This window comes from Acinetobacter sp. ANC 4216 (assembly GCF_004331195.1).
Classification (GTDB): Bacteria; Pseudomonadota; Gammaproteobacteria; order Pseudomonadales; family Moraxellaceae; genus Acinetobacter; species Acinetobacter kookii.
The window spans coordinates 177,197-193,629 of the sequence record NZ_SJOC01000003.1; the positions used below are offsets into that span (position 1 = coordinate 177,197).

General features: G+C 42.3%; 13 protein-coding genes. 8 read left to right on the forward strand and 5 right to left on the reverse strand.

The annotated features are described in order from the left end of the window. Window positions 1-268 precede the first annotated feature (268 nt). Window positions 269-688: a tetratricopeptide repeat protein gene (locus tag E0H88_RS03570; RefSeq protein WP_131273133.1), complete on the forward strand. Its 420-nt coding sequence runs from the start codon at window positions 269-271 to the stop codon at window positions 686-688. Window positions 689-736: 48 nt separating this feature from the next. Here the strand turns inward: E0H88_RS03570 and ettA are convergent, their stop codons facing one another. After that, window positions 737-2,398 (reverse strand): energy-dependent translational throttle protein EttA, encoded by a 1,662-nt coding sequence (ettA, locus tag E0H88_RS03575; RefSeq protein WP_092820222.1) that lies wholly within the window; start codon window positions 2,396-2,398, stop codon window positions 737-739. Between the two features lie 324 nt (window positions 2,399-2,722). Between ettA and E0H88_RS03580 the strand changes: the two genes are divergently transcribed. The 3 genes from E0H88_RS03580 (at window position 2,723) to E0H88_RS03590 (ending at window position 5,596) form a co-directional block, all read left to right on the forward strand. Continuing rightward, entirely contained in the window at window positions 2,723-4,000 is a 1,278-nt protein-coding gene (locus E0H88_RS03580) for an O-acetylhomoserine aminocarboxypropyltransferase/cysteine synthase family protein (RefSeq protein ID WP_092820223.1), read from the forward strand. Window positions 4,001-4,310: 310 nt separating this feature from the next. After that, the gene (locus tag E0H88_RS03585; RefSeq protein WP_092820224.1) at window positions 4,311-5,198 is read left to right on the forward strand and encodes an SDR family NAD(P)-dependent oxidoreductase; all 888 of its coding nucleotides are present in this window, start codon (window positions 4,311-4,313) and stop codon (window positions 5,196-5,198) included. Window positions 5,199-5,281: 83 nt separating this feature from the next. Next, the gene (locus E0H88_RS03590) at window positions 5,282-5,596 is read left to right on the forward strand and encodes a hypothetical protein (protein ID WP_131273134.1); all 315 of its coding nucleotides are present in this window, start codon (window positions 5,282-5,284) and stop codon (window positions 5,594-5,596) included. A 33-nt stretch (window positions 5,597-5,629) separates the two neighbouring features. Here E0H88_RS03590 and E0H88_RS03595 read toward each other — a convergent pair whose 3' ends face one another. The 3 genes from E0H88_RS03595 to E0H88_RS03605 all read right to left on the reverse strand — a co-directional run bounded on the left by E0H88_RS03595 (window position 5,630) and on the right by E0H88_RS03605 (window position 10,028). Further along, window positions 5,630-6,835, reverse strand: coding sequence for a helix-turn-helix domain-containing protein (locus tag E0H88_RS03595; protein ID WP_131273135.1), 1,206 nt, complete (start codon window positions 6,833-6,835; stop codon window positions 5,630-5,632). A 27-nt stretch (window positions 6,836-6,862) separates the two neighbouring features. Then, window positions 6,863-7,540: a hypothetical protein gene (locus tag E0H88_RS03600; RefSeq protein WP_131273136.1), complete on the reverse strand. Its 678-nt coding sequence runs from the start codon at window positions 7,538-7,540 to the stop codon at window positions 6,863-6,865. A 124-nt stretch (window positions 7,541-7,664) separates the two neighbouring features. Next, the gene (locus tag E0H88_RS03605) at window positions 7,665-10,028 is read right to left on the reverse strand and encodes a Tex family protein (RefSeq protein WP_131273137.1); all 2,364 of its coding nucleotides are present in this window, start codon (window positions 10,026-10,028) and stop codon (window positions 7,665-7,667) included. Between the two features lie 335 nt (window positions 10,029-10,363). Here E0H88_RS03605 and ompR point away from each other — a divergent pair, with 335 nt between their 5' ends. The 3 genes from ompR (at window position 10,364) to scpC (ending at window position 14,573) form a co-directional block, all read left to right on the forward strand. Then, window positions 10,364-11,128 (forward strand): osmolarity response regulator transcription factor OmpR, encoded by a 765-nt coding sequence (ompR, locus tag E0H88_RS03610; protein ID WP_092820227.1) that lies wholly within the window; start codon window positions 10,364-10,366, stop codon window positions 11,126-11,128. Window positions 11,129-11,389: 261 nt separating this feature from the next. Next, window positions 11,390-12,850 (forward strand): ATP-binding protein, encoded by a 1,461-nt coding sequence (locus E0H88_RS03615; RefSeq protein WP_131273138.1) that lies wholly within the window; start codon window positions 11,390-11,392, stop codon window positions 12,848-12,850. A gap of 205 nt (window positions 12,851-13,055) precedes the next feature. After that, window positions 13,056-14,573 carry a succinyl-CoA:acetate CoA-transferase ScpC gene (gene scpC, locus E0H88_RS03620; protein ID WP_131273139.1) on the forward strand — a complete coding sequence of 506 codons (1,518 nt, stop codon included), beginning with the start codon at window positions 13,056-13,058 and terminating at the stop codon, window positions 14,571-14,573. Between the two features lie 101 nt (window positions 14,574-14,674). Here the strand turns inward: scpC and E0H88_RS03625 are convergent, their stop codons facing one another. Next, on the reverse strand, window positions 14,675-15,424 hold the full coding sequence (locus E0H88_RS03625; protein WP_131273140.1) for a hypothetical protein: 750 nt from the start codon (window positions 15,422-15,424) through the stop codon (window positions 14,675-14,677). A 180-nt stretch (window positions 15,425-15,604) separates the two neighbouring features. Here E0H88_RS03625 and E0H88_RS03630 point away from each other — a divergent pair, with 180 nt between their 5' ends. Next, window positions 15,605-16,306 (forward strand): DsbA family oxidoreductase, encoded by a 702-nt coding sequence (locus E0H88_RS03630; protein ID WP_092820230.1) that lies wholly within the window; start codon window positions 15,605-15,607, stop codon window positions 16,304-16,306. The last annotated feature ends 127 nt before the right edge of the window (window positions 16,307-16,433 follow it).

Sequence of the window (16,433 nt, forward strand, 5' to 3'; positions counted from 1 at the left end):
AATTTATTTTTTTAGCACACTGCGAATATAAAGCAAGTTGTTTGGCAAAATCGAATGTCCGCTACAGTCATTAAAAAGCTCTGTATAAAATATGAAAGCTATTCAGTTTTATATTATATTGATAATCAACATCAAAACCTGCTTCACCTTTTTTTAAATTAATAAAAAAATTCATTTACTTACAAATTAATTGCACTTTACTTAAAAAAAATCGTTACATTGAAATAATTAGATTTATGACAATCTAACATGTAGAAAGGAGTTGATTATGATCGTGAATAAGATAAAAAAGATCGTAGATGCCTTACTGAGTCCTTCAGATCAACAGTTGCAAGGAATGCAAAATCCAACCTTAAATGAAGCAAATTGGGAATTTGCGCAGGGACAATTTTTCGAGCAGCTTGCGATCGAACATCATTCCATGTTTAAAAACCATTCCACCCATTCCATGTCAGATGAAGACCCCTCCATTCATGACAATCGAAATGCAATGTGGAACTTTTTAAGTGCCGCATTAAAAGGACATCGTGACTCTCAGTATAGACTCGGCCTATGTTATTTGAATGGTGACTTAGGTTTAGATAAAAATTACACCCATGCTCAAGAATGGTTGGAAAAAGCAGCCAAGCAAGGTCATCCAGAAGCCCGTAGGACTTTAATGCAGAGTTATTCTCAAATTGCACTGTAATAAAAAAACCAGCCCGAAGGCTGGTTTTTTTCACATCAAAATCGGGAATTAAGCACCGATTTTACGATATTTTTGACGACGCGTTGCCAGGTCATCACCATCGCGCTTACGGCGATATTCTTCAAACTCGGTATAGTTACCGGTGAAGAACTCTGGTGTTTCATTTTCAAATGACAAGATGTGCGTTGCAATACGGTCCAGGAACCAACGGTCATGCGATACCACCATCACAGTACCCGGGAATACAAGAATTGCATCCTCAAGTGCGCGTAAGGTTTCGATATCCAGGTCATTCGATGGTTCATCCAGCAGGATCACGTTTGCGCCCATTTGCAGGATTTTCGCAAGCTGTAAACGGTTACGCTCACCACCCGATAAACTGCCTACACGTTTTTGCTGATCTTGACCCTTAAAGTTGAAACGACCGATATACGCACGTGATGCGATTTCGTAATCACCAATCTTCAAGATATCCAGGCCACCGGATACTTCTTCCCAAACGGTTTTGTTATCGTCCAAGGTGTCACGGATCTGACCCACGTAAGCCACTTTAACCGACTCACCCAAGGTTACCGTACCGGTATCTGGTTGTTGTTCGCCCGTCATCATACGGAACAGTGTGGTTTTACCTGCACCGTTAGGACCGACAATACCCACAATCGCAGCAGGCGGAACTGTGAAAGACAAGTCTTTATACAGCAGTTTGTCACCGAACGATTTGCTGATGCCTTCAACTTCTACCACCTTATTGCCCAGACGTGGACCAGGTGGAATGTAGATTTCAGAGGTTTCATTACGCTGTTGGAATTCGCGTGAGTTAAGCTCTTCAAAACGCTCCATACGCGCTTTGTTTTTCTTTTGCTGACCTTTGGCATTTGAACGAACCCATTCAAGTTCTTTTTTCAAGGCTTTGGCAAAAGATTCTTCTTGCTTGTTCTCTTGCTCTAAACGGGCATTCTTTTGCTCAAGCCAAGAAGAATAGTTGCCTTGGTAAGGAATACCATGTCCACGGTCAAGCTCCAGAATCCATTCCGCAACGTTATCCAGGAAGTAACGGTCATGGGTAATCGCCACGATGGTGCCAGGGAAATCTTTCAGGAAGCGTTCTAGCCAGGATACAGATTCTGCATCCAAATGGTTCGTCGGTTCATCAAGAAGCAACATGTCTGGCTTAGAAAGCAGTAGACGGCAAAGCGCTACACGACGGCGTTCACCACCCGAAAGCTTAGTCACGTCCGCATCCCAAGCTGGAAGGTTCAATGCCGCAGCAGCTTGATCCATCTGGTTTACAATATTATGTGCATCCCAAGAATGGATAATTGCTTCCAGCTTTTCCTGCTCTTTTGCAAGCGCATCAAAGTCTGCATCTTCTGCTGCATATTCTGCAAATACTTCATCCAGACGCGCTAAAGCATCAAGCGGTTCACGTAAACCATCTTCAACGTTACCACGAACGTCTTTGTTAGGATCAAGGGGTGGCTCTTGCTCGAGGTAACCGATTTTGATACCTGGTTGTGCACGCGCTTCACCAGAGAAATCTTTATCTACGCCAGCCATAATACGAAGCAAGGTAGATTTACCTGCACCGTTTAAACCAAGCACACCAATTTTTGCGCCTGGAAAGAATGATAAAGAGATGTCTTTCAGGATTTCGCGCTTAGGCGGAACCATTTTGGACACACGGTTCATCGTGTAAATATATTGGGCCACGTAGGACTCCTCTATAGAAAAAGCAACATTCGCACTCTACCTACCGCAGTATGCGAACAAATATTTGGCGGGCATTATACGATGAAAGTGCAAAAAAAATAAGGCATAGCATTCATCTTCAATAGAATGTTACAACTAATGGCATGTTGGTTTTTTAAACATAATGGTAGACACTCAGTTTTATGTAAATCTGACTGAATAAAACCTGTATATATAAGAAAATTAGATATTCTTTTCTGTAATACGCACTTTTATTCATATTCACAGATGATAGACTGACTTATATAAGCAACCGAAAAATTAACTCACTTAGATGATGTAAACATGACTTACAAAGATGAAACTTTAGCGATTCACGCAGGGTACAGCCCAGAACCAACCACAAAAGCGGTCGCGGTACCCATTTATCAAACGACTTCTTATGCCTTTGACAATACTCAACATGGGGCTGATTTGTTCGATTTAAAGGTTCAGGGCAATATTTATACCCGCATCATGAACCCTACCACAGCTGTGCTTGAGCAACGTCTGGCTGCCCTGGAAGGCGGAATTGGCGCTTTGGCTTTGGCATCAGGAATGGCAGCGATTACCTATGCCATTCAGACCATTGCCGAAGCCGGTGACAATATTGCGTCGGTTTCAACGCTGTATGGTGGCACATACAATCTGTTTGCCCATACTTTGCCTAAACAGGGCATTGAAGTTCGATTCTTTGATTATCAAGACCCTGAAGCATTGCGTGGTTTAATTGACGATAAAACCAAACTGGTGTTTGTGGAATCCATCGGTAATCCACTCGGCAATATCATTGACCTGGAAGCCATCTCTAAAATTGCCCATGAATACGGTGTACCGGTGATTGTCGATAATACCGTTGCCACGCCTGCCCTGCTGAAACCTTTTGAATATGGCGCCGACATTGTCGTGCATTCACTGACCAAATATATCGGCGGTCACGGTAACTCGATCGGCGGTGCGATTGTGGATAGCGGTAAATTCCCTTGGGGCAAATATCCTGAACGTTTCAAAGTCCTGAATACGCCTGATCCGAGCTATCATGGGGTCAATTATGTCGAAGCTTTGGGTGAAGCGGCATATATCGCCCGTGCACGTGTAGTGCCGTTACGTAACACCGGTGCCGCCATTAGTCCGCTCAGCGTGTTCCTGATCTTGCAAGGTCTGGAAACACTGAACCTTCGTATGGAACGTCATACTGAAAATGCACAAAAGGTCGCGGAATATTTACAGCAGCACCCGAAAGTGAAATGGGTCAATTATGCCGGCCTTCAAAATCATCCACAGCATGCTTTGGCACAAAAATATGTGAAAGGTAAACCATCTGCCATCCTGTCTTTTGGTGTGCAAGATGGCCGTGAAGGCGGAACCCGTTTTATTGATGCCCTGCAACTCTTTACCCGTCTGGTGAATATTGGCGATGCCAAAAGTCTGGCCTGCCATCCTGCCACCACCACCCATCGTCAGCTCAATGAAGAAGAACTGAAATCTGCAGGGGTGAGTATTGATATGGTTCGCCTATCGGTTGGGATTGAGCATATTGATGATTTAATTGCAGATTTGGAACAGGCACTGGCGCAAGTTTAAAGCTTTTAATTAGAATGCAATGTAGCCTTTTTCCTAAACGGAAGAAGGCTACTTTTATTGGGTTATCATTTTTTGATTATTTCTCTTTGCTTTGGTTTTAATTCATGGTAAAAATTAAATTATTATTAGCATAATAATAGAGCAATTACTCTAATTATATTTGTAAATTCAATAACTTATTCCTAGATTTTTTTCCTATATCCGCTATTATAGTCAACTCGATAATAGCTTAAATTCCCCAAATTTTGAGCGCTAGAATCAACTAAAAAAATAATCTAAATTTTTATTCTATTGAAACCAGGAAAATATTGTGAATTCTAAACTAGAGAAACTTTTTCAGAATCGAGTCAACGGCAAAGTTGTTTTAATTACTGGTGCATCTAGTGGTATTGGTTTAACCGCTGCACATAAACTTGCCGATGCCGGTGCCCACGTTCTGTTGGTGGCTCGTACCAAAGAAACATTAGATCAAGTTAAACAAGAAATTGAAGCCAAAGGCGGCAAGGCCTCTGTTTTTCCATGTGATTTAAATAACATGGAATCTATTGATGAAGTATCAAAACAAATTTTAGCCTCTGTAGACCATATCGATATCCTCATCAATAATGCAGGACGCTCAATTCGCCGTGCAGTTCATGAATCGACAGACCGATTCCATGATTTTGAACGTACCATGCAGCTGAATTACTTTGGTGCAGTGCGTTTAGTGATGAATATTCTGCCGCAAATGATGATTCGCCGGGATGGTCATATCATCAATATCAGTTCGATTGGTGTCTTGGCCAATGCAACACGTTTTTCCGCTTATGTGGCTTCTAAAGCTGCTCTGGATGCGTTTAGCCGCTGTCTGTCTGCCGAAGTTCATTCGCATAAAATTGCCATTACCTCCATTTATATGCCTTTGGTCCGCACTCCAATGATTGCGCCAACCAAAATCTATAAATATGTACCTACCCTGTCTCCTGAACAGGCAGCCGACTTGATTGCCTATGCGATTGTGAAACGTCCGAAAAAAGTAGCGACCCACTTAGGACGCCTGGCTTCAATCACCTACTCGATTGCACCAGACATCAACAATAAACTGATGTCAATTGGTTATAACCTGTTCCCAAGCTCTTCTGCTTCGGTAGGTCAACCACAAAAATTAAACTGGGTGCAAAAAGCGTATGCACGCTTGTTCCCAGGTGAGCATTGGTAAGCCCTTGCAATACGAGAGAGCCAGTCTATAGACTGGCTTTTTTATGCTATAAACACCCTTAACTTTTTTAATTTTAGATTTTTATGCGGACTGCTACTCTCATTTTCCAATATGCCTGTTTTGCCTTTGCGCTTTTTCTGACCTATCAGATAGCGACTTCATGGAATCTGCCAGAATATAAATTGATGGATATTGTCAGTGATATCGGTAGTATTTTAATTTGTATCGATTTAGGCGTGTTCCTGCATTTCAATAAGTCTCTGGCAGCATTAAAGAACAAAGAAGCATCTCAGCAGTCTGCTGTTCAGGTTTCTACAGTAGAGAAAATAACGCGCAAGCTGGGTCATTTGGGCATTATGCTGATCTTATGTGGCTGGATTGTGCCAAAGCTTTCATAAAAAAACCTCCCATTTGGGAGGTTTTTTTATTATTTATGAGATTTCTTTATTTCTTCTCATCTGAATAATTTTATTGTCATCATCTAAATATTGAATATTACTAGTTCTTCTATTTGCATAATCTTTCAAACTAACCACTGCTCCAAATTCCTCAGACATGTATCCCTTTGGCAAACCAAATAAAATTTCAATATCTTCATCTATCATTGCTAAATCTTCTTTTAGCTGTGACTTCTTGAAAATATTTTCGGATATTAAAAGTTTTGCCATTTTGCTAAGCAATGTGGGTTTCTCAGGCTGAATAACATCATCTAATGGCTCATTTAATCTCCATTTACGATAGCTGTAATTTCGCCATAATCGTGTAGAAGAGTGTTCAGAAATAATACCTAGACTTACTCCACGCATGATCAATGCACCCACTGATACTTTCCATTTTCTCTTCAAAATAAGCAAAGAATCTAATGTAGGGCTATGCAGATCAAATGCGATCCCATCCGCAGGACATAGGAAACATGAAGCAAAATGATGAGCCTCTTTTTCTATTTCCTTATAACGAAGTTTATAGTCTTCATCCGTTAAATGAGCATGCAAAATTAGATGTGCTAGCTCATGTGCTAGATCAAATCTATTTCGGCATGCACTTGCCTTATCGCTTGAGATCAAGATATAGGGACGACCTAATATCCATTTAGACACCCCATCCATTGATGTTGCGCCTAAATCTTCACGAATAATGATTACTCCGACATTTTCCAACAGAGTAATTAAGTTAGAAATAGGCGTATTACCTAGGCCCCATATTTCACGATATTCACTCGCTATTTTCTCAATTTCATGGTGAGTTAGAAGAAAAGATTCTTCCCTCGTTAATATTTTAGGAAAAAATACGTTCGGTAGATTTACCCAATTTTCTAAATAAGAAGATGCTTCAAATGTGATCTCAAGATGAGCTTCAGCTTTCTTTTGTAAAAGCTGAGTAGCGGTACTATTCGATCTAAAGAAAGAAACCTGACTTCCAATATCTAGGTTTTTCTTCAAGAACCAATTTTCAGGAAATTTTAAAACACGACTCATTTGAGTAAGAGCATAAGCTTCTGGCAGTTGCTGTCCCTTAATCCATTTTGAGATCGTACCTGAACTATATCCAATTAGCTCACCCAAAGATGTTTGTGTCATACATCTTGCGTATAGGGCTTGGGTCAAGCGTTTACCATTAAATTGCATGACTCCACGCATCGAAAACTCCTAGTTTAAGAACGAGTATTATAAATTACCCTTCTTAATTACAGCTCTCAAAGTTACTTTAGCTTCCGTTTCATCCAATCTCGGATCACTATTAGAACTTCTAAGCTCGTTTAACACTTCAACTAGATCCTTTAGATAGAATCTATAAATACTATATCCATCAGGATGCGGTACATTAAATACTAAATTCATTAAGCCTGTTGAGTTTTCTTCTAACCCAACCGTCACCGAAAACCGTTCTTCATCCTTAGCGACCTTTTGAATAGTATCTTCAAAATCTAATTCGCCCTGTTGTAAGCTCAATACAGTATTCGAATCAGCTAACTGCTTCTGATATTTAGTCCTATTCTGAGATAGATATGGTTTATTGGAAAAAGCTAATGTGAAATTATCTGTTTTAGCTAAAAGATAATCTCCACCCTGATGACCATTAGTAGTATATGATTCACAAGGTATACTATGTAACTTACAAACTTTATCTAAAGCATCACTACCATCAAAATATTTCAAATAGCCCAGTGCTCTTGAACGTAATGATTTAAGGTCATACTTATTACAAAATTCAGATGATTTTTCAAATTCAACAACAAGAGAGTTCTCTAATGCTATTAAAAAATTATCAGAAAAATCACTGACAAAAAATTCAAGAAAGAGCCTACGATTTCGTTTCTGTACTTCTGATGGTGTTTTAGCCACTATAGTATATTCCTTATAAAGTTTTTATTAAATTGGAAAATATCATATTTTTTCTTCGAATGGAATATTTTTTAATCAAATAAAAAACCTCCTAAATGGGAGGTTTTCTTTTAGTAATTAAAGATTATTTAGAACCTTTAATCCCTGCTTGTAATAACAATGCACCTAAACCGCCAATTTTATTTTCTTGCGGTTTAGCCGCTTGAGGCTTTTTATGACCTTGTGGGCGGTCGCCTTGCGGACGGGCATGCTGTGGACGTTTGGCTTGAGGCTTACGCTCAGCACGTTGTTCACTCTGAGCATTGTCACGGCGTGGCTGACGTGGTGCTTTAGCCGGAGCCTCTGAACCTTCAGGACGCATCGACAAGTTCACACGGTTACGTTCAGCATCGACGGTTAATACACGGACTAGCACGATCTGACCCGGTTTCACCACTTTTTGCGGATCGGATACAAACTCGTTCGCCAGTTCAGAAATATGCACCAAACCGTCTTGGTGTACGCCGACATCTACAAATGCACCGAAGTTGGTGACATTGGTGATCACGCCTTCCAGTTGCATGCCTTCAGTCAATTGTGACACTTCAGTGATGTCATCACGGAACTTGGCTGTACGGAATTCCGGACGCGGGTCACGACCCGGTTTTTCAAGTTCGCTTAAAACATCCTGAATGGTTGGCAAACCGAATTGCTCATCAGCAAACTCTTCAGCATTCACCTGGCGAATGATTTCAGAATTACCAATAATGTCTTTTACCGTAGTGGCTTTGGCTGCAACAATTTTTTCCACTAGGCCATAAGACTCAGGGTGAACCGCAGATGCATCCAGTGGTTCAGAACCGTCCTGAATACGCAAGAAACCTGCCGCCTGTTCAAAGGTACGTTCGCCTAAACGTGGTACACTCTTTAATGCCTGACGGTTGTCAAAACGGCCATTTTCCTTACGGAAGTCAACAATCTGTTGGGCAATCGATTTGTTTAAACCGGCGATATATCCCAAGATTGCAGAAGATGCGGTATTGACATCCACACCCACCGAGTTCACACAGTCTTCCACGACCGCTTCAAGCGTTTTTGCCAAACCGGCCTGGTTCACGTCGTGCTGGTACTGGCCCACACCAATCGATTTAGGATCAATCTTCACCAGTTCCGCCAATGGATCCTGTAAACGGCGAGCAATTGAAACTGCGCCACGAATTGAAACATCGAGTTCTGGAAGTTCTTGTGAAGCCAGCTCAGAGGCTGAATAAACCGATGCACCTGCTTCACTGACTGAAACGCGCGTCAATTTCAGGTCGCTATTGGCCGCCATCATTTCAGCCACAACCGCCTCTGTTTCACGGCTGGCAGTTCCATTACCAATAGCAATCAGATCAACGTTGAATTCACGGCACAGACGCGCAAGTTCGGCAATCGAGCCTTCTTTATCTTCTTTCGGTGCAAACGGATAAATGGTGCTATGCGCAACCACATCGCCTGACTGGTTCACCACAGCCAGCTTCACACCGGTACGGATACCCGGGTCTACACCGAGTGTGGTACGCGCACCTGCAGGAGCAGAAAGCAATAAATGACGCAGGTTTTCAGCAAAAACTTCCATCGCTTCGCTTTCAGCAGCCAAGCGTTTTTCAGTCAATAATGAATGTTCGATTTGTGGACGGACTTTACCCAACCAGAACAGTTTTGCTGTCTGTTTTAAGTAATCCTGACGGCTTTGCGGCTGAATCGTGTCGAGGTTGTATTCGGTTTCAATACGGCTCAGTGGAGCATCATCTTCACCATCCACTTTTAAGCCCAGGACATTTTCCTGACGGCCGCGCAGCATGGCCAATAAACGGTGTGAAGGCACCTTGTTTAAGTTTTCAGAAAAATCGAAATAATCGCGGAATTTTTTACCGACTTCTTTTTTCTCTTCACTTGCCACCAGGCTTTTTAGCACAGCGGTTTTGGCAAATGTCGCTTTCAGTTCAGTCGTCAGTGCAATATTTTGCGCCCAGTCATCAATCAGGATGTGCTGAATTGCATCCAGCTGGCTTTCCACATCCGGATAATCTTCATGACTAAAGCCAGCCAATGCTTCGGTTGGATCAACTTGCTCGTTGAAGATTTTTTCGGCAATTGGCCCCAAACCGGCTTCTTTGGCTTTAAATGATTTGCTGGTACGTTTTGGACGGTACGGTGCATAAATCTCTTCTAAAGCATTCTTGGTTTCAGCAGCATTTACACGTGCCAACAAATCGTCTGACAATTTATTTTGTTCTTTCAGCGATTCAATTACTTTTTCACGGCGTTCAAATAAATCACGTAAATACGATAAACGGGTGTCGAGTTGGCGTAACTGGGTATCGTCCAAGCCTTGGGTTACTTCTTTACGGTAACGTGCGATAAATGGAACGCTGGCACCCTCATCAATCAGCTTGATGGCAGCTTCTACTTGATTTGGACGTACGGCAATTTCTTTTGCCAACTGCTGAACTAAGTCAGTCATCGTGTTTGATCCCACAAGGATAAGTACTAAATGGCATGATTATAAAGACCAAGCCCATAAAATCCACAACTGTTTTGATTAAATTTATAAGTGGTCAGTATTGCCAATTCACAGTTTTTTTAGAATTTGCCACAAAATTAGGTGATAAGTAGATTTTAACTCTACATATTCAGCAAGATAAGCGATAATTTAGATGTATATTTTTGGTATCTATGTCTTGATTTTATCTGCAATATTTGTTGCTTTAGAGCATAGTAAACAGATACAAATGAATCGTATACTCAAGACCATCCGAACTTTTGTTTACGATGACAATAAAGATAAAGGAGCACATCATGAGTTTAGTGGTACCTGCTGATAAAACAGATCCAGTACAAACCGAAACTGATCGCGTCGAACGCATTCTCGTTGTAGACGACGATGTGCGTTTACGTACGCTGTTACAGCGTTTTCTAGAAGATAAAGGCTTCGTGGTCAAAACTGCTCACGATGCAACGCAAATGGATCGTTTATTACAGCGCGAACTTTTCTCCCTGATCGTGCTCGATTTTATGCTTCCTGTTGAAGATGGTTTAAGTATTTGCCGACGTTTACGCCAATCGAATATTGATACGCCAATTATCATGCTGACTGCCCGTGGCAGCGACTCTGACCGTATTGCCGGACTGGAAGCTGGCGCTGATGATTACCTGCCTAAACCGTTTAACCCGAATGAACTGCTGGCGCGTATCCGTGCCGTGTTACGCCGTCAGGTACGTGAAGTTCCGGGTGCACCGAGCCAGCAAATGGAAGTGGTCAGCTTTGGCCCATGGTCACTAGATCTGTCTACCCGCACCCTGACCCGTGAAGGCCAGGTGGTGACGCTGACCACAGGTGAATTCGCGGTACTGAAAGCTCTGGTACAGCATCCACGCGAACCCTTAACCCGTGACAAGTTAATGAACTTGGCGCGTGGCCGTGAATGGGGTGCGATGGAACGTTCGATTGATGTTCAGGTGTCGCGTTTACGTCGTCTGGTGGAAGAAAACCCTGCCCGTGCGCGCTACATTCAAACCGTTTGGGGCGTAGGCTATGTGTTTGTTCCAGATGGTGCGGAATAAAAATGCTCAACGCGGATAATTTTTCGCGATATTAATTGTCCCTAAAAGCTATTCGCTGCTGTTCGAAGCATCCTTCAACAGAATTTATAGATGAATGATGGCGAGCTCAGCGGATGGCAAAAGTTTTCTTGCGTAACAGTGTTACTCATTTTTAAAAAAAGTAACTTAAGCAAATCCTTCAATTGAATGTCAAAGCAGTAAGACTCAGCCAAGGACATCACTGCCGATTTTCAAAAATAAAAATGTCCACAGGAATCCGGTGTGAAACTCGACCCCATCGACCCACAAAAATTTACTGATTACGAAGCTTATTCGGAAAAGAAGCGCACCCGCTCGGAACGCTTTCTGGATAAGATCAAGCCGCGTTCTGCTGCAATGCGTACCACTGTGCTCGTGTTATTCGTGGTATTTTTCAGTTTATTTATGTCGTTGTGGTTCTTCTGGCGTACGCTTTACCTTCCTGAAATTCAGCAGCATGCCCGCTATTTAGGGGTCGAACTGGAAATTCTGAATAATCCTGACTTACGTATTTTTCATAATAATGCCGAAGTAGATGCCGATTTATGGCTCAAAAATCGGGTGGGCATTGAATATATTACCAATCCGGCCGAATATCCTCGGGTTAAGGACAAGGTGATTGCCGAGTTTTTTACCAATCAAATAGAAAAAAAGCTGGCAAAAGAACTGAAAGTTGAAAATGTAACGGTCTATTTCCAGTTTAAACCCAGTCCCCGCATCTGGATTCAAACTCCGGAAATGAACGGACATTGGGTCCGTGAACCTTTAAAAACCTATGCCAACTATAGTCCCGAACTGATTTATGGCTGGTTCTTTGGTGTGCCACTGATTGCCGCTGCCATTATTTTAACGCTGGTTCGCCAGTTAAACCGCCCGCTTCGCCGTTTGCAGGATGCAGCTAACAGCTATAGTAAAACCGGCTCTGCACCCTATCTGGAAACCAATCATGGACCGCAAGAGATTCGTGAAGTCAATCAGGCCTTCAATCAGATGATTTATACGCTGGACCAGACTGAACGCGACCGCCGCATTATGTTGGCAGGTATTTCCCATGACCTGCGTACTCCACTAACCCGCATCCGCCTCAGTGCAGAAATGATGCCTGATGACGATTTCCTGAAAGAAGGCTTCATTTATGATGTCGAAGATATGGATGCCATCCTGAACCAGTTTATTTCCTATATGCGCGATGGCTCCGATGAAGAACTTCAGGACACCGACATCAATATGCTGTTACAGGAACTGATCATTCAGTTCAAGCCGTTAGACATACGTTTTGAAGCTCAGGAAGTTCCAATTATTCAGGCACGTAGCCAGTCTTTAAAACGCCTGATTGGCAATCTGATTAACAACTCAAAACGCTATGGTGCCGAACCGATCGAGTTATCCACCAAAGTGGAAAACAATCACCTGCTGATTAGTGTCGCTGACCATGGTGAAGGTATTCCTGAAGACCAGATTGAAGATTTGATGCAACCTTTTGTGCGTGGTAATGAAGCCCGCACCATACAAGGAAGCGGTTTAGGTTTGGCTATCGTGAAACGTATTGTTGATCTTCATCAAGGGCAACTCAGCATCCATAATCGCCCCGAGGGTGGTTTAGAAGCGCTGATTTCTTTACCTCTACTTCATGATGAAGCTGAGGAAAACATACCGCAAGGAACTTTAGGAAAAATTAAACAAAGTATTACAGGACATTTCTAATCTGCGATTAATTAATGAACAAACAGTTTTGTTTAACTCTTGACCCCTTGGTTTTTACACGATTAAAATCAATCAATTAAAAACCATAAAAAATCGTTATACCCACATTTTTTCAAAAAATTAGACCTTAGCCTAACAGGCATGCACAATTTGTTTTTTGGACGGTACAATCCGTCTAGTTTTGAACAAGAATTGAGCGTAAACCATGTCTTTAGATCGTATTCGTTTAGCGTCACTTCATGACAAAGTCATGAGCGCAGAACAAGCTGCTACTTTTATCCAAGATGGTATGACTGTAGGTATGAGTGGATTTACTCGTGCAGGTGAAGCAAAAGCTGTTCCTCTTGCACTAGTAAAGCAGGCTCAAGCCAATCCTTTAAAAATTACTTTAATTACAGGCGCAAGTCTGGGTAACGATTTAGATAAACAGTTGACTGAAGCTGGTGTACTCGCTCGTCGTTTACCGTTCCAAGTAGATAACACGTTACGTAAAGCCATTAACAAAGGCGAAGTGATGTTCATCGATCAGCATTTGTCTGAAACTGTTGAACAAATGCGTAACCAACAACTTAAGAAGCCAGATGTGGCTGTTATTGAAGCTGTTGCCATTACTGAAGATGGCGGCATCATTCCAACTACGTCTGTAGGTAACTCTGCTAGCTTTGCAATTTTTGCTGAAAAAGTGATTGTAGAAATCAACACCAACTTAAGCCCTGCTTTTGAAGGTTTACATGACATCTACATTCCAACATATCGTCCAACCCGTCAGCCAATTCCTTTGACCAAGGTGGATGAACGTATTGGTACTCAAGCGATCAATATCGATCCATCAAAAATCGTTGGTATTGTATTCAACAGCGAATTGCATGATTCTCCATCTACCGTGACTGCACCGGATGATGAAACTCAAGGTATTGCGAACCACTTGATCGCATTCTTTGAAAAAGAAGTGGCTGAAGGCCGTCTTCCATCTAACCTTGGCCCATTACAGGCAGGTATCGGTTCGATTGCCAACGCTGTATTGACCGGTTTGAAAGATTCAAACTTCGAAGACTTGATCATGTACTCTGAAGTACTTCAAGACTGTACCTTCGAATTGATTGATGCTGGCAAAATGAAATTTGCTTCAGGTTCTTCAATTACCCTTTCTGCTAAATATGGCGAAAAGGTATTTAACAACCTTGAACAATACAAAGACAAACTTGTATTACGTCCACAAGAAATTTCCAACCACCCTGAATTGGTTCGTCGTCTCGGCATCATCGGTATCAACACTGCATTAGAGTTCGATATTTACGGTAACGTAAACTCAACTCACGTATGCGGTACCAAAATGATGAACGGTATTGGCGGTTCAGGTGACTTCGCACGTAATGCCCACTTGGCGATTTTCGTGACCAAGTCGATTGCTAAAGGTGGCGACATTTCTTCTGTTGTTCCATTTGCCTCTCACGTTGACCATGCTGAACACGACGTAGACATTCTGGTGACTGAACAGGGTCTTGCTGACTTACGTGGTCTGGCACCTCGTGAACGTGCGCGTGCGATTATCGACAACTGTGCACACCCAATGTACCTTGATGCCCTGAACGATTACTTTGCTCGTGCATGTGAAAAAGGTGGTCAAACTCCACACATCTTGCGTGAAGCATTGTCTTGGCACAGCAACTTTGAAGAGACTGGCCATATGCTGACTGCTCAGGCTGAAGCCAAAAGCGCTTAATCGCCCTACAGCTGCATGATATTAAAAAAGCGTACTTCGGTACGCTTTTTTATTTTAAACCGCTGCTTTATCTGATCTCCGCCCCCACCAAAACTCAAAATCTATAAACGCTGCTCTACAGCTTGACGATGGTGCTTTTTAATTTTTTCCATTTCCGCATTTAGCTGCAACACCTGCTTATACAGGTCATTAAACTGCTTGATCGGCTGATCCTGATAAAACATAAAGGTCTTGTTCTTTTTCTCCCATTGATTGTTTTTAAGAATCTGGAATAAAGCATCTGCCTTATCTAAAACCTGTAGCTCCAAAGCAAATAGCGCATGGGTTTGGTCACTATCCCGGCTTTCACGTAAGCTATCGGTTAACTGATGCCGAAGATGCGATTTAATGGATAACTGTTTAGCCCGCGCCAAGGTATTTTCTTCACGCTGCAAGGTTTGTTGTTGATAGCGCTTCGCGAGTAGATGCGCTTGCTGCAACATCTGCTCGGTTTCGACATATTTCTGCTTGCGGTCTTGGTCTAAACGGTCGATATTTAAAAACTGATCCCAGTGAATCGCTTTCAGCTCACGTAAATACTGATTCCTTGCTTCGGCATTCTGAATCATTTCACTCAATACAAAATCTGCCATCACTTTATAATCGCCCTGTAAACGATTATCCGAGACATTGATCTCGATTGGCTTAGACCAGTCTTGGGCATGCTGATAAATCAGTTCAGCTTTTTCATACAATACCGCTTGGTAGCTTTGCAGTTGACTAAGCTCCTTTTGCTGGACCGAATATTGATAAAACATCCAGCCAAATACACTGCATGTTGCCAATGCCAAGATGAGAAAAATTCTGGGCATACCAGACTCCGCCATACCGCCTTTTTTCACATCATAACCTGATTTGGTTTAAATCGTTTATTTTTCAAACAATAACTACATAAAACTGGCGACCTTCGCCCGGTTTTTATTCAGCATGGGTGCTTTAAATTTTAATCTCTATCCCCATCAATAGAAGCAAGAAAAGATAAGAGAACTCTCATGCGCGTAGATATTTGGTCAGATGTGGTTTGCCCATTTTGTTATATTGGTAAAAAACGTCTGGAAGCTGCTGCTGAACAGGCAGGTTTGGAACTTGAAGTCCATTGGCACAGCTATGAACTTGACCCGGAAGCGCCTGTTCGTCAGGAAGTATCCAACTCTGAGCGTCTGGCGCAAAAATACGGCCGTACCCTGGCTGAAGTTGAAGAAATGCAGCGCAATATTGCCGCAATGGCTGCAGAAGAAGGCATTCAATTCAATTGGGAAAATGCCAACTCAGGCAACACCTTTAATGCTCACCGTATTATTCATTTGGCACAAAGCAAAGGCTTGGGTTCCGAGGCCAAAGAAGCCTTTTTCTATAGCTATATGACCCAAGGCTTAGCTATTGGTGAACGCGAGACCCTGGAAGATGTCGCAGCCCGCATAGGCTTAAATCCGGTTGAAGTAGACGATGTGCTCAATTCAGAAGAATTTGCAGATTTTGTTAAATTTGATGAAGAAGTGGCACGTGACCAGTTGAAAGTGACCGGGGTACCCTTCTTTGTGTTTGATCAACGGATCGCCCTCGCGGGTGCACAGCCACGTGAAGTATTTTTACAGGTCATGGAAAAAGCGCTTGAAGCACCTCAACAGGCCAACCCACCCGCTGAAGACACGGCCATCTGTAAAGAAGACAGCTGTGATGTTCCGGAAAAATAAGCTGAAGTCTTAAGTACAACAAATCAATAAAAATCCCCAAAGTTTGGGGATTTTTTTATTTTAAGATTCATTAGACTTTTTTCATAAATTCCCTTTATTTCTCCCTATGGGAGAAAAATAAACAGGG

Excerpts from the sequence above, each read along its gene's own strand:
- E0H88_RS03570 (WP_131273133.1), top strand. The coding sequence starts at position 269 with ATGATCGTGAATAAGATAAAAAAGATCGTAGATGCCTTACTGAGTCCT.
- E0H88_RS03580 (WP_092820223.1), top strand. The coding sequence starts at position 2,723 with ATGACTTACAAAGATGAAACTTTAGCGATTCACGCAGGGTACAGCCCA.
- E0H88_RS03590 (WP_131273134.1), top strand. The coding sequence starts at position 5,282 with ATGCGGACTGCTACTCTCATTTTCCAATATGCCTGTTTTGCCTTTGCG.
- E0H88_RS03595 (WP_131273135.1), bottom strand. The coding sequence starts at position 6,835 with ATGCGTGGAGTCATGCAATTTAATGGTAAACGCTTGACCCAAGCCCTA.
- E0H88_RS03605 (WP_131273137.1), bottom strand. The coding sequence starts at position 10,028 with ATGACTGACTTAGTTCAGCAGTTGGCAAAAGAAATTGCCGTACGTCCA.
- ompR (WP_092820227.1), top strand. The coding sequence starts at position 10,364 with ATGAGTTTAGTGGTACCTGCTGATAAAACAGATCCAGTACAAACCGAA.
- scpC (WP_131273139.1), top strand. The coding sequence starts at position 13,056 with ATGTCTTTAGATCGTATTCGTTTAGCGTCACTTCATGACAAAGTCATG.
- E0H88_RS03625 (WP_131273140.1), bottom strand. The coding sequence starts at position 15,424 with ATGCCCAGAATTTTTCTCATCTTGGCATTGGCAACATGCAGTGTATTT.
- E0H88_RS03630 (WP_092820230.1), top strand. The coding sequence starts at position 15,605 with ATGCGCGTAGATATTTGGTCAGATGTGGTTTGCCCATTTTGTTATATT.